This window comes from Hoskinsella mucinilytica (assembly GCF_045223415.1).
GTDB lineage: Bacteria > Bacillota_I > Bacilli_A > Erysipelotrichales > Erysipelotrichaceae > Hoskinsella > Hoskinsella mucinilytica.
Genome location: NZ_JBEQZJ010000009.1, coordinates 1 through 14,570, shown reverse-complemented (window position 1 = coordinate 14,570; position 14,570 = coordinate 1). Strand labels below are relative to the sequence as shown.

At 31.0% G+C, this 14,570-nt stretch carries 15 protein-coding genes; all 15 read right to left on the bottom strand.

Going from position 1 to position 14,570, the window contains the following annotated elements; all coding sequences use genetic code 11:
* Positions 1 to 141: 141 nt before the first annotated feature.
* The 15 genes from UGRO018_RS04405 to UGRO018_RS04335 all read right to left on the bottom strand — a co-directional run bounded on the left by UGRO018_RS04405 (position 142) and on the right by UGRO018_RS04335 (position 14,400).
* A complete protein-coding gene (locus UGRO018_RS04405; protein ID WP_416325244.1) occupies positions 142 to 1,707 on the bottom strand; it encodes a tetratricopeptide repeat-containing diguanylate cyclase in 1,566 nt (521 codons plus the stop codon).
* A 281-nt stretch (positions 1,708 to 1,988) separates the two neighbouring features.
* Positions 1,989 to 3,251: an EAL domain-containing protein gene (locus UGRO018_RS04400; RefSeq protein WP_416325297.1), complete on the bottom strand. Its 1,263-nt coding sequence runs from the start codon at positions 3,249 to 3,251 to the stop codon at positions 1,989 to 1,991.
* A gap of 200 nt (positions 3,252 to 3,451) precedes the next feature.
* Positions 3,452 to 3,883: an RNA polymerase sigma factor gene (locus tag UGRO018_RS04395; RefSeq protein WP_416325243.1), complete on the bottom strand. Its 432-nt coding sequence runs from the start codon at positions 3,881 to 3,883 to the stop codon at positions 3,452 to 3,454.
* Positions 3,873 to 4,226 carry a hypothetical protein gene (locus UGRO018_RS04390; RefSeq protein WP_416325242.1) on the bottom strand — a complete coding sequence of 118 codons (354 nt, stop codon included), beginning with the start codon at positions 4,224 to 4,226 and terminating at the stop codon, positions 3,873 to 3,875. The genes UGRO018_RS04395 and UGRO018_RS04390 overlap by 11 nt, the downstream gene beginning before the upstream one ends.
* A gap of 149 nt (positions 4,227 to 4,375) precedes the next feature.
* Positions 4,376 to 4,807, bottom strand: coding sequence for a hypothetical protein (locus UGRO018_RS04385; RefSeq protein WP_416325241.1), 432 nt, complete (start codon positions 4,805 to 4,807; stop codon positions 4,376 to 4,378).
* Between the two features lie 118 nt (positions 4,808 to 4,925).
* Positions 4,926 to 5,333, bottom strand: a complete 408-nt coding sequence (locus UGRO018_RS04380; RefSeq protein WP_416325240.1) for a hypothetical protein — start codon at positions 5,331 to 5,333, stop codon at positions 4,926 to 4,928.
* Between the two features lie 28 nt (positions 5,334 to 5,361).
* Entirely contained in the window at positions 5,362 to 6,018 is a 657-nt protein-coding gene (locus UGRO018_RS04375) for a helicase associated domain-containing protein (RefSeq protein ID WP_416325239.1), read from the bottom strand.
* Between the two features lie 192 nt (positions 6,019 to 6,210).
* On the bottom strand, positions 6,211 to 6,462 hold the full coding sequence (locus UGRO018_RS04370) for a hypothetical protein (protein WP_416325238.1): 252 nt from the start codon (positions 6,460 to 6,462) through the stop codon (positions 6,211 to 6,213).
* A 4-nt stretch (positions 6,463 to 6,466) separates the two neighbouring features.
* Positions 6,467 to 7,351, bottom strand: a complete 885-nt coding sequence (locus UGRO018_RS04365) for an EAL domain-containing protein (RefSeq protein ID WP_416325237.1) — start codon at positions 7,349 to 7,351, stop codon at positions 6,467 to 6,469.
* Between the two features lie 48 nt (positions 7,352 to 7,399).
* Entirely contained in the window at positions 7,400 to 8,215 is an 816-nt protein-coding gene (locus UGRO018_RS04360) for a hypothetical protein (RefSeq protein WP_416325236.1), read from the bottom strand.
* 333 nt (positions 8,216 to 8,548) lie between these two features.
* Entirely contained in the window at positions 8,549 to 9,094 is a 546-nt protein-coding gene (locus UGRO018_RS04355) for a hypothetical protein (protein ID WP_416325235.1), read from the bottom strand.
* 88 nt (positions 9,095 to 9,182) lie between these two features.
* Positions 9,183 to 12,152 (bottom strand): hypothetical protein, encoded by a 2,970-nt coding sequence (locus UGRO018_RS04350; RefSeq protein WP_416325234.1) that lies wholly within the window; start codon positions 12,150 to 12,152, stop codon positions 9,183 to 9,185.
* A 13-nt stretch (positions 12,153 to 12,165) separates the two neighbouring features.
* Positions 12,166 to 12,891 (bottom strand): hypothetical protein, encoded by a 726-nt coding sequence (locus UGRO018_RS04345; protein WP_416325233.1) that lies wholly within the window; start codon positions 12,889 to 12,891, stop codon positions 12,166 to 12,168.
* 21 nt (positions 12,892 to 12,912) lie between these two features.
* The gene (locus UGRO018_RS04340; protein ID WP_416325232.1) at positions 12,913 to 13,467 is read right to left on the bottom strand and encodes an LPXTG cell wall anchor domain-containing protein; all 555 of its coding nucleotides are present in this window, start codon (positions 13,465 to 13,467) and stop codon (positions 12,913 to 12,915) included.
* Between the two features lie 81 nt (positions 13,468 to 13,548).
* Positions 13,549 to 14,400 (bottom strand): tyrosine-type recombinase/integrase, encoded by an 852-nt coding sequence (locus tag UGRO018_RS04335; protein WP_257303697.1) that lies wholly within the window; start codon positions 14,398 to 14,400, stop codon positions 13,549 to 13,551.
* Between the last annotated feature and the right edge of the window lie 170 nt (positions 14,401 to 14,570).

Below are 14,570 nucleotides of genomic sequence, written 5' to 3'. Positions count from 1 at the left end.
ATTTCGATTGATATTTATTATTCATATATTGCTTTATGTATTAAACGTCATAAGATATAAAATCATCTGCGTTTCAAGATTGATTTTATGTCTTTTTCATATAGATTTTATCATTAGACATGAACTCTCTGTTTCAAATTCTTATTTCATATATTGATTGACACGTAGTTTCTTAACATCATACAATTTTTCATCAGCTTGTTTAAGTAACTGTCTAACATTTATATTCTTTTGTCTACTGATTGCATACCCATAAGATAATGTTAAAAACTGATTTGTTTTTGAGCCTTTATGTGGTATTTTTTTGCGTTTGATATCAGCCGATAATGAATCCATAATATCACTTATTGCTTGTTCTGATTGATTAATAAAAATGATAGAAAATTCATCACCGCCATAGCGATAAAACTGCACAGCGCCTTCTTTTTGATATGTATTCATACATTTACCTATATCTATTAATACCTGATCCCCCATAAGATGACCATAAATATCATTATATTCTTTGAAATAATCAACATCCAGCATAGCCACTGCAATAGATTTTTTCTTCTGCAGACGAACATCAGCAATGTCTTCATTAAAACGACGGCGATTGGACACATTGGTGAGGTCATCTGTATTCATCAATCTCTCAAGTTGTTCATTCTCCCGTTTTAATGATACCTGTTCTTCTTTTGTCTGATACAGTTCCATAGTAGCAGTAAGTCCACTGCTATCATCTTCCAAATCAGTATCCTCGATTGTAAGAATGATATTATAAAATTCCTGATATGCTTTAAATAGCTCTTCTTTTGTACCAAATTTTTCATAATAACTGACAATCAGCTTCTGCAGCTCTCTTCTAGATTTGATATCATCTTCATCCTCAATATCAATTAGAATATTTAATAATTTAAATGAATAGTTCTGCTCATCTATTTCAAGCATAATTGAACAGATGTTTTTTAAAATCTGATAGACTACCAATCGATTCTCTACTTTTTCCTGTTCAATCAAAATCTCATCCATAATTTCATTCAGAGATATTCCTTCATGAAAACGAAGCTCCATCAATCTGCAAAAAAGATGGAGTAGATGCATTGCCTCAATAAATTCACTTTCTGGTATTTGTTCAAAACATGCAAGATGCTTCTGTAATGAGGCTTGATGTTTTAATCTATATTCGCAATTGCATAGATTGGATAGAACAACAGCTTTTGAATATCCGGTATCCTGATCCATACCATTTAATAATTGATAGCATTTTTCATAATAATATGTTGCTTCTGAATAATTACGTTTCAATTCAAAACATGTAGCAATGTTATTATAGGCATTGCACATCATCATTTCATTATGACATTCTTCAGAGGCATCCAGACATTTAAGATAAAATTTCAAGGCCTTTATCTCTTCATAGTTTGAATTATAATACATCCCATAGAAATTATAAATTCTAGCAAGTAAGTCAATATAGTGTTTAGATTCGCATAAAATTCTCGCACGTTCCAAATATCTTATACATTCTTTATTTTTCTTTGATGCAAGATAATAATCACTGATAAATGTATATGAAAAAGCCAAAGCATACAAATCATTCGTTAATTTTGCCTTCTCTGACAAAATCATACATAATTCATATTCTCTTTTTAAATCTATAAGACGTACCTTCATAATATCATTTTGTATTTTTTCAATGCTCCATCCTTCATGATATTTATCCATATTATTTTCACCCACTATCTATGTAATTATTATAAATGAATTGTACATATATTTCACGTAATAATTTCCTCAATGAACTAACTATTTTTATCATACAAGTAGTTCTGAAAAAGAGTTCTTCTCCATATATGGTTCTTACTTGTTTTAGAGTACAAACATAAATAACGAAAAGAAGAAGTGATTTCCCTATGAATGATGATCTGCATCCTGTTTACTTTACAGGGTGCAGATCTATACTAACTTCTTTCATTATTATATTGTCCCTATATGAATATCAAATATCAATAGACTATAGGATCTTTATCCAATAACTCAATAAATTTCTCTAATGGCATTGGTCTATAAAAATAGAATCCCTGTATATAATCACATCCCTGTTCCTCTAAAAAGTCTACATATTCTTTTGTTTCTATACCCTCTGCCAACACTTTAATTTTTTTAATCTTTGCTATATCAATGATATCACAAATTATATGTTTCTTCTGTTCATCCAATTCTCCCATAAAAAACAGACGATCCATTTTTATGATATCTATATTTCCGCTCAACAGCACATTGAAAGAAGCTATTCCATTACCAAAATCATCTAAAGAACAAGCAAACCCCATTTGATTTAAGTACTGAATGATACTCAAGACTTCACCACCATGCTCATAATGAATATCCTCCATAAACTCAAATTCTATCAAAGACTTTCTAGGTGTATATGTTTGATATATTCGAGTATAATCTTCAATGAAATTTTCATGAAACATAGAGCGATTAGTCACATTAAAACTAATTGGAACAACCTTCTTATGATGTATATCTCGTTCTTTCAAGAGCTTGCACATTATTTCAAAATGTCCAAGGTCAATCATATACATTTCGCCATTTTCTTTTAAAACAGGCATAAATGACGATAAGGGGGCAATAGAATTTTCATGAATCCAACGCGTTAATACTTCTCCTCCACTTATTTTATGTGTATGCAAATCAACTTTAGGCTGTATATAGATTTGATATTCTTTGTTGAAGCGAGCATTAGTCAAGGTACTTTCCAATTCATGATTTTTTACATAAGAGGATAATAAATCTATATTGGGCTTATTGAGAACCTCATAGCTGAATGTCCGTTTAGGTAATGTTTTTTCTCCTTTTCTTGCAATCGCAGTATAAGTTTTCAACATCTCATATTCTGGAAAGTCATGTAAGAAATAAACACCAAAAGATGTATAAATATTTTGATAAATTTCTGGTATATCAATCTCAAAAAGAGAGTCAACTATACGACTCATTAATAATCGTATATCGTTCTTTTTAAAATCATATGGCACTAACATATCAAAGGTATCGGCATAGCGATGTGATACATATCCTTCTTCAAGTATATCAATTAGTAAAAGCAGAATTTTCTGCAATACCTGATCACCAAATAAAATTCCAAATTTCGCATTTAGATAGCGGAATTGCTTGATATTCATTTCTATATATACATAAGGAGAATTATCATGGCAGATTACCTGCTCATATACTTCTTTTAGCCATGCATCTGTATGATTCATTGCTTTACTTGTCGGTATTTGCATTATTATCCTTCCCCTTTCTCTTATTCCCGTATCATTATTTTAAATCTTTCCCTCTTTAGTTTCGTCACTATTTTATCTTGATTGTTTGACATAATCAAGATAAAATACCTTTTAAGAGATAAATATAATTTTTAGAGATAGATATCCTTATACTTTATGCTAATTCATTTTCTTTTTTACTGGCCTATAAATTTTTTTAATTTGGTTAATATCTTTGTTTTTTTGTAATGCAGCGCTGTTTTACTGATACTAAGTTTTTCAGCAATCTGACGTTCTGATTGTTCATCATAGAAATATGCTTGGATGATTATGATCTCATCATCAGAAAGGAGATGTATAGCTTTTTCTAGCCTGTCCTTCATTTCGTTTAACACGATAGAATTCAGCGGATTTGCTTCTTTTACATTTTTGCTTTCAACGTATTCAGTGAACTCTACTGCATCCTTATCTCTTTGATATTCGCGATACATCTTTTGATAGCTGTTCTTGTAAATGGAATACACTTCCTTTGTAATTTGCAGCCATTTACCGTTAAGGCGTATATAGTATATTGTCTTGTCCTCTTTTTTTATAATCCGAAAATCTTTATTTCTAAAATCATTTAACATTGTCTTTTCCCTCCATGATTTCTGTTTGAAAAAAATCATGGAGAGGTGGTGCACGGGCACCATATTTCTCTATACCAATACGAAAAAAGCCAACACAATACCTAATGAAAATAGGTTTGTATTTGGCTTTACGGTTGGTATTTATTTTTAACTTATAATATAAGATTTGTTTATTTCTTGAATCTCTTGCTTTGCTATATAAAACAGTTCCCGTCGCATTTCGTGCAGTATAAAAATTACTGGAAATGCCCCATACGTGGTTTCCCATTCTTTCTCCCAACCGCATAGCAGTACAAGCATCATCTGCTTCTACCTGCAATGCGAGGCTGGACTGCCACGCCAAACTTGATTCTTCCTGCTCTGTTATGATATGTTTTTAATTCCTTTAGACTGAATAAAAAGAAAGCCCAACCTGCAGTCTATCAAGTTGAGCATCCGAGAAGATATTCGCCTTTATTATCTTGCATATCTTCACAATAAACATTAGCTAGATTATTTTTTCTCTTTTTTTTCTGCTTTCATCCTTTCCTGCTCTCTTCTCGCATATTTATAAAATGTTGATTTTTTCATATCAACTTCATTATAATAATCACTTAGTGGATAGTGATTTTCAAAGCAATCTCTGATATGTTCATTAAAGCCATCTGGTAAAACGACTTTAGGCCTGCCATAGGAACCATTACCTTCATACTTTCTCTGTAAAGCAAGATTAATTCCCTGCCGCTGATTCTTCTTTAATTTTTCTTTTTGTATTGAAATTATATACTCAAGGTATTGCAGAAGAAATACCGGCTGTAACTCTGTTCCATCAAATGAAAGAATTGCACATTTCTCTTTATAATACCTTAAAGCATACCTTATTTCTGTTAAATCGTTTCCCAGATCTGATAGAGATTCCATATCAATTCTAATTTTAGAATTCATGTTTACATTCTCCTATTAAACAACCAATGTCTCTTATCTCTTTTCATTAAATATAGACATTATACATTAGTCTAATGACATAAAAATTACGACTATTTTCCTATTCTGTATTGCCTCTTTAATCTATATATATAATCATAGCCTCTCTCTTTCTAACCGCATAATCACACAGCTCTCCAAATCGCTTCGAGGCTCTCCAGATATCAAATATCTTGTGAACAGCTTCTTTTCCACAATCATGAAGTTCCGTTAAAAATGCAAGTAATTGTTCTTTTGTAAGTCTATTGCATACAAGAAATAGTTCATATAATGTTTCTCTAGAAGTTAAATGGATCATATTGTCTGATATAAGAATTCCATTATCCAAAAACTTATGCTTTTTTATTATAATTTGCATTATCTCCTTCATTAAATCATTACTAATATTAAGTACGTATTTATTTTTCATACATGCTTTAATCTTTTCTGGTGATTTTAACACGTACAGCGTTTCACTATCAATAACAAAAGTTCCCATGACAACCATTCTTCTTCACTCTCCAAACTCAATCCTTTTACCACTTAATATTCAGTTCATTTAGCAATTCAATTTCATTTTCTTTTAGATAAGGCTTCCTTATATGTCTATATTTTTCTCTCTGAATACTGATCCACATTCCAAGTCTATTTCCATCTTTATCAATATAGTCAGTTTTTACGTTTAAATTCCCATACTGCTTATAGTAGCTGTTGGCTATATGGTACCAATCGCTCCAGGTTCTTCTTTGTGCTACTTCCCATCTCATGTGATAAAGCTCCAGTTCTTTAATCTGATCTTGGATCAATAGATTCATACGATTTTTTTTCCTTTGAATAGTGATCCAATTTCCTAAACGGACACCTTCACAGTTTTCATAGGAAACTGGTACTTGTAAATCTCCATGTTCTATATAGTAGTTTTTACATTCCTGTATCCAAAAATCCCATGTAAATCTATCTTCTATTCTCCATACCATATCAATGGCATCAAGCAGATCTTTTCTCTCATCGGTCATGATGTGAGAATGCTTATGATATAAGTTTCTCTGTCTCTCAATCCATCTACCTAATTTATACCCGCTTACAGTGCAGTACTTTGATGGAATCAATAGATCTCCATATTTCTTTCTATACTGCACAGCTAGTTCATACCAATCGTCCCAGTGCAGAGAAAGATATATTCTTTTATTCATTCTTTTTCCTCTTTTAAATTGAAATATTTTATATCACATTTTTATTTATATTAACTATAATTTTATAATAACTAGAAAGCATGACAGGAGATCGTGTTTTCTTCTGTTGATGTCATTAAGGTGCTCCACTAACATGTCATGCTCATTTTCTGATATAGGTTTTATTGTCAGCATTCCCTATATCAGATGTTGCTACCACTTTATCAATTTAATTTGTGAATTATACTCTTGTCTGACTGCTTTTGTTTTCATTCGAATAGCCTTATCTAATACGCCTCTAGCACTCCTGATTTTAAGATTTACAGGAACATCAACGGTGATAATTTCACTTATCTCCATATTATTCATTATCACTAAAGTATCCCCATTTTCAGTTCTTTCTTCATTTGTATCATCAAACGCATTCAAAAGATCATTCTCGTTCTTTATATATAATGTTTTCAAAATCTTACCTTTTTATTTTTACCGAATCATACTTAAGATACTTTTTTTCAAATTCTGCAATAGATATCGGTCTATCTATAATAAACCCCTGTATAAAATCGCAATTTATTTTTTTCAGAAATATAAGCTGTTTTTTATTTTCAACTCCTTCTGCTACCACTTGAATATCCAGTCTATGACAGGTCAAAATTACATTTTCCAAAAGCACACGATTTTTCCAGTTACACTCAATTTCATCTATAAGACTCTTATCTAACTTCAATATTTGAAAAGGATATTTTACAAGATAAAGAAGATTGCTATAGTCGACACCGAAGTCGTCTAATGATAGTCTATATCCTGAATCATGTATAAACTCTATCACCTTTTCTTCTATATCAATATTAGCTGCATTTTGAGTTTCGGTTATTTCTATTTCTATCCATTCTCTGTTTACATGATATCTATTACATATTGCATTCATTTGCGAAACTAAATTAGCCAGCATTAATGTTTTTCTCGAAAAATTTAACGATACTGTAACTATCTCCTGATGTTCCTTCTGCCATTTTTCTAATACTTTACACACTTCCTCAAATACATAAAAATCAATGATATGTATAAGATTATATTTCTCTAAAAAGGGGATGAACTCTGGTGTATATAAATGACCTTTTCCGTCATAGTATCTAATCAGTGCCTCCGCACTGTGCACATGATTCTTAAAATCAAATTTAGGCTGTAAAAATATTTGATAACTTCCTTCACGGATTTCTCTTTTAAGCAATGTTGTTCTAGTTTCAAGACTCAGCACCTTAAAATCAATTTTATCATTATAGACATCACCTGCTAAATAAGGAGGGTCTCTTTGTTGAATACATTTTGTTATTTCTTTGTCTTTTATAACCATAAAGCACACCTCCCTTTTCAGGTAAATCTAAATACAAGCAACAATTTTTTAAAAGAGCTTATTCTTTTCCTCTATCATTTTTTGCTTATTATATGAATCTATAAACTCCCTATAGATTTTTTCTTTTTCTCTCCTTGCCTTTATTGCATCTTCAATTCTTTTAAACTCACCGAGACAATAGATGTGTTTTTTAAATGTAAGACGAGCCACCCATTTTCCTGTCTTTTTATTGAAGGATACACCTTTAACACCACTTTTATTGTTTTTATTTAGCTTTGAAGATGAGATCAAACTGATATTTGTACCTTCTACTATTTTCAATTGCTCTCTTGTCTTCAGACAGCCACAGCTTTTCGTGTGCCCATTTTTTAAATTTGCCCCATCAACAATAATTTTGTTACCGCAATCGCATTGACATAACCACTTTCGTCTTCCCTTTTTTCTAAAGGATCTTATAGCGACTAGTTTTCCAAAGCGCTGCCCTTGTATGTTTGATTTGTCATTGAGCAAACAACCACAGCTTTTTATATCTCCTCTTATCAACGATCTAGAATTAACAAAATAAATATTTCCACAATCACATTGACATTTCCATACAACACAGCCTTCTTTTCGTTTTTCTGTCTCTTCTAGAACAGTCAGTTTTCCAAAACGCTGGCCATTTAGATTATGTTTCCTTTTTAATAAATTTTGCATACCTAAACATCCGCAGCTTTGTGTTTTTCCTTCCTTTATATTGCTGGGATAAATATGCTTGATTGTTCCACAATCACATTTGCAAATACACTTCCTATTTTCATCAATCCCTATCACTGTTAATCGTCCATATTGTTGGTTCACCATATCTTCGATTCGAGAACGCATAAAACATCACATCCCATTCTAAAAGATTAATAGACTTTTATGAGAACATATAAATTATGTAATTCATAATTTTTGTTTTCTTAGAAAAGTTCAAAGATACTATAAGTATAGTTTGTTTCTCTATCTGCCATTTCTCTGGAAGTATTAAATACTTTACTTTTCAAGATATATGGCCTTAATAATATTACTAATATTGCTTGATATATTTGATAGACATTATCACATGTTCTATTCTGCAATAAAATAAGGAACTGATATGTATACCAGCTCCTTAACGTTTCAAACAGCATACTGCTCGATTATCCCATTATTTAGTTTCACTACTGAAATTTATTACTTTAATTCATCACCTGTATGACTTACTTTATATGTAATCTTATCTGTATAGTTTCCCTTTACTGTACCTTTTTGGGATAATGTGGCTGTAGTACTAGTTTTTGGTGCTGCTTTTGTTAATTCAGTGACAGCGTCCGTAGTAAATGAATCAGCATCAACAGCAGTAGTCTTATCTACCGTGTTTGTACCATATTTGACACTATATGCTATAGTATTAGCACCATCCACAACGTCATAACTGTGCTCAGACTTCGCTTTAACCTGTACTGCTAGTGAGTCATTTAACTCATCCAATGTATAGCCATTGATCCCAATAAGTTCAACAACACCTGTTGAAGTTAGATTAGCATCTGTAAAAGAATAAGCTGTTGGTACAACAACACCCCATACTCCTGAATCACCATCAATTGAACTATTGTTTGTATATGTTACTGTTGTTGAGTCTGGTGCTGGAGCATTTTCAGCTGCACTTACTGGCATTCCAAATGCGGCAGCTGCAACGAATGCTACTGCTCCTGTTAAAAGAAATTTCTTTGTTTTCATAATTTTTCCTCCTGATTTTTTTATTTAAATGAAATGGGATAATTCATCTATATATACAAAGATCTTAATCTTTGAATATAGCTTTATATCAATTAATTTCGATATAAAATTTCATAATTCCACTATAGTTTCCTTTTGCGTTTGTTTCTTTTTTAGCATTAAGCCAAAATGTTAAATCATTCTGTATTGAGTTTAATGTACCTACTTCTGCAATACCATTTGCTGATGTCAATTTATTTTTAGACGTATTGTACAAATCTACAGTATATGTATCAGAATGAGATAATGTATTAAGTTTATACCCTGTTTCCGCCTTTATAAGAAACTGTTTACTTGTAGTTTTTTGTGAATCAATTAATTTAACCTGCATTTGTCTTCCAATAAAACTATTATCTATTCCTTCGTCATTTTTAAGTTCTATTGCTTTTGGTATTGAAATATAAGCTGCAGGTTCTGATTGAATAACTGTTATATCAACAGGTACTTCTATTTCTCTACCATTTGCAGTTACCTTAATTTTTGCTTTATATGCATCATCTTTTGCCTGACTAGTTGTCATAAAATTTAAAATTTCAATATTCGAAGTAGTAATCGTCTCCTTATGGGCTTTCAAATCTCCATTTAAATTACTATGGCTATCTATTGTTGCCTTCTCACTAAATATCATAATATAATTAAGAAGTTTTTCCTTCAGCTCTTCATCGTTCATTTTAGAAAGTGTAACTTCGTCTATTTCAACATTCTTACTTATTGCATATAAATCATTATTATTAGCAAAATTATCTCCTATCCAGATACGTCTTAATGTAGTATTCTCTCCATTAGCATTTCTAGTTGAATAACCAGCATCAAATCTTGTATCATATATCTTCATAATTGAATAATACATACCTAGGCTACTAGGATCTATGCTAGTAGGAACAGTTGCTTCTCCTGTTACACCATTATATGTTTCACCAAAAATTGATAAACTTGTTTGTAATCCAGTCGCTGTAGCTGTAGCCTGAGTTATAAATTGTGAATATACTAGTGGTGCTAATTGACTAAATTCTGCATATGGTTTATCCTGTCTTTTTAGTTTTAAGTTTTCAAATAATAATGTATTCACCTCTTCATCAGTCAATGTTGTTTTCGTACTATTAAGCAAATAATGCTGATTATCAATAATCTTATCGTTCGATAATAGTGTACCTCTTGATATTACATTTAAAGATTGACTATAATCTTTCTGCTCCATACCAATTTCTCCAAGCCATTGCTCAGTTTTTAATTGAACTACAGTAGCAGCATCTAGATAATCTGGTATTTTGAGTTGATATTCAATATAGAATTCTGCACTATTAGCTGGATATGTAACTTCTATTCCATTTCCTACAATATCATCTGATAGACTTTTTTTATTTGTGGGATCGGTATATTGCTTAACACTGCCTTCTACCAACTGAGATGTTCCATCACTACTTAAAGCATGCTTTAAAATTAGAACATCATTTATCTCACCAGCTAACCTATTATTCTTTAATTTGTGCTTTACTAAAATTGTATCACCGCTTTTTGCATATATACCTGTATCATTAGGTTTTCCTAATGCAGTCTCATTTCCATCAGTTATGATGGAATACGAAGTATCTAATAGTTCAGGATCTATGTTCGTATAATTAAATGATCTATAGGAAAGGGTTGTATTACCGATACCTGCAGATGCATCCCCATAGTTTATTGCAGCGCAGATACTATAATAAACATGTAAATTATCTGAACCTAATATGTTTTTTAATTCCTCTATATCTGTAAATTGATATTTAGATGATTTTCCTTTATATGAAATCGATATCGTTAATGTATCAATATTCCAATTAACATTTAAGGTTCCAGCATTTCCATCAAATAAGTCAGATGTTTTGAATGTTGTTACTCCGCTTGATAACTCCGATGCTGAACCATTCAAAACTTTATTTACTGCCATATGCGCCCCACTATAATAATTACCGTAACCCTTATCAGCTAATGGTAAATTTTCAGTATTACCATATCCATCCAGTTCTAAAACTAATCCCTTACTTAACCCAGTGCCCCATGAAGTTGACCCCGGTGCACCATACACTCCAAGGAACCCACCAAATTGTGTACTTCCATCATATCTCTCTACATTATGAAATGAGATTGATACCCCGTCTGGTGCAGTTGGCTGAGAATAATCTACTTCAAGTGAAAAGCTCTTATTAAATGAGATTGCTTTTTTAGATGTCAAGCAAGATGTCTGCATTGGTATATTTCCCTTAATAGCACTAGTTGTTAGAGTAGCTGAATTACCTGTTACTTTTATGCTATCAGTTCCGTTATAGCTTTCTTTACCATAAATATAGAATGCATCTGCTAAATTTATAGAAGAGTTTAGATCAGCAAATATCTGTGTTTCTTTAGGAGCAATTTTTCCTTCTTTTATTGAATCATTATCTATTGAGCTTTCAGATTCAGTACTATCTTCAAGGCTATTTGAAATGTTAATATCAGATACTTCTACCTGAAAAGATATTTCTTGTTCAAGTGTTTCAGAATTTATTTCATTTTGCTCATTAGACACAGCATCATTATTAGAAGCACTTTTTATATTCTCATCTTCATTAACTTCAACACCTTCTTCTAATACCATTGGTTCAGATTTAACTGAATCAACAGGAGTATCTATTGTAGATGCCTCATCACTGGGAGCACTTTTCTCTAAATAAGATATTTTAAAGTCATATATACCGTTATGTTCGACTTCATAGTTATTATTTTCTATGCCTTCATTCACATCATATAGAATCAATTCCTCATTCGAACTACTTAATCTTATTATTTCATATTTTTCTGTGTCTACACTCATCATATCGAATTGAATATTTGCCTTTGATTTATCATCTGAATATACTATCTCATATAATGGAATTAAATGATTTTTATTATCTTCAGCTCTTAAATTACCATATGGCAGCATCATTAAGATTCCAACGAGTAATGATATTATCAAGGTATATACTATAAAATTCTTTCTTTTGTAAATGTATCTAGCCATCATTCTCACCTCCTTACTTCAATGCTTTTAGCTTACTATCGATCTCTGCTCCATTAAATTCAGCCTCATAATTATTTAAATCATAAGTGTTGATTTTGATAGTAACATCATATGTGCCTTCTTTAATGACTTTATTAAGTTTAGCATTAGATATGCCCTTCCCCGGTGGTACTAACCTGCTCTTATATAATTCAACATCACTATCATCAACAATCGTAAAGCGGAAATAACATGGATTATCCTTCGGATTAAATAATGTTGTATTAGAAAGAGTATCTGTATCAGCCTCCATAACTAATGTAGTTAAACCAGGCACTAGAATTTGTGTTTCATCAAGATTTTCAGGACGCTTCAAATCAGAAACATAATCTTTGATTGAGGGGTCAATATCTGGGCCTTGTCCCATTTTCCACATAGCATAGCCAGCTAATGTAATGACTATCAGCATTATCATCGTTAGAATAGGAACTTTCCAGCTTCGTTCTAAGACTGCTATATATTCATCAGCAGCAACATTGATATAAGCTTTCACTTTATATCTCGAACGCTTATACTCTCCTGTATTCTTCACAGTAAGAATAGATCCATTACTTAATTCCACATTAAAGCCTTCATTCTCTTTTAATGGCTTTTTTCGTATATATTCACCTATTACTTTATAATTATTTTCTGGATACATTTCCTTTATTTCTTTAACAGATATTAATTTTCTTAATCCATTATTATTTTCTTTTTTCATACTTCCATTCTCCTTTCTGCTTTATTGAGTATCTTTATCATCCTTTTTCTTTTTTAATATATATAATATAAGAATAGAAGCACCTAGGCCTAAAAATCCAAGACCAAGTTTTGTTTTATCTCCGGTCTGTACACTCTTGGAGTTATCATTACTGTTATCGTTATCATTAATAAAATATACTTTAAGATGTTGATCATAATCTTGTACTTTTATTCTTAACATTTTATCTACTACTTTATCTGTAATATCCGTTCCATCTAAAGTTACTTTTTGCAATACATTTCCTTTATCAGGCAAAATACGAAATGTTTTTATTGCACCATACTCTAGTTCATATTTATTGATTTGCTTTCTCAAAACAGCATTACCATCATTTATGCTTCCTTTTCCTATAATGGATACATAAAGAAGATTCTTTTCATTTTCCGTTTTCACATACGTAACGGTTGTCCCTAGATCACTCTCCTCACTTTCCTTAGCGTAGCAAGAATTTATAAAACTAAATCCAAGACATGATAAAAAGATAAATATCCCCAGCATTATGTTCAACATTCTACATGCTCTTCGTATTTTCATCCGTATTTGCTCCTTTCATAAAAATTTTCTAAAAAGGCAGAGAAATTGACAACATAATTGCAATTATGTTGTATCTGCTTTTTACATATTTAGTTTTACTAGATTCATTTGATTGAATATCTTTTGGCATTCCTTACTATTAGTTTTTATGTATGACCTTGTTGTTTCTATACTTGAATGTCCAAGAATATCTGCAAGATGTACGATATCCTTTTCCAAAGAATAATAAGTTATCGCAAATAAATGACGTAAATTATGTGGATAAACTTTTTTACTATCTACTTTTGCATCAATGCATAATGTCTTCATCATTTTCCATATATTACTTCTATCTAGAGGATTTCCATTTTTTGTTATGAATATACTGCCTGTTTTAATTCCATTACGTTTGCAATAAGAAACTAAAAGTTTTTTTAATTCATTTGGAAAATAGATCTCTCTTGTTTTTCCCTTATTTGATATACTTAGATATCCTAATTTTAATGATTCAACTGTCACATATTTGTGTTCACTTACTCTAATTCCTGTTGAGCAGATCGTCTGCATTAATCTAACAAGTTTTTCGTTGTTTTTTGACTTTGCTGCTTCCAACAGTCTTTCATATTCTTCTTGAGTCAGTTCCTCTTCTTCTTTTGAAAATACACGTTTCTGAATTCGCAGCTCTTTTACTTTTAAATCTGGCCAATCTAAAAATTCAAAAAAGCGATTCAAAGCTACAAGCATACTATTGACGCTGCTAGTCTTATACTTTTTCTGTAGTTCCTTTTTGTATGATATTACAAGACTTTTTGATATTTCTTGATAGCCTGCATATAGATAAAATTTTTTCACATCACATATATATTTATTTATAGTTGCCATGCTTTTTTCTTCCTGATTTAAATAATTTTTAAAACTAGCAACCAATTTTTCTGACAATAATCTACTATTCATTATATAACCTCCATATCATTAAATAAGAATATCATATTCAATACATTTTTATACAGGTAATTTATGGCAATTGCCTCATAAAAGAGTACAAACTTATTTATAGTATATTATAACACATTTGACCTCCTGACTACAGATGATATAAATGCAAAATAAAGAGACATTCAGTA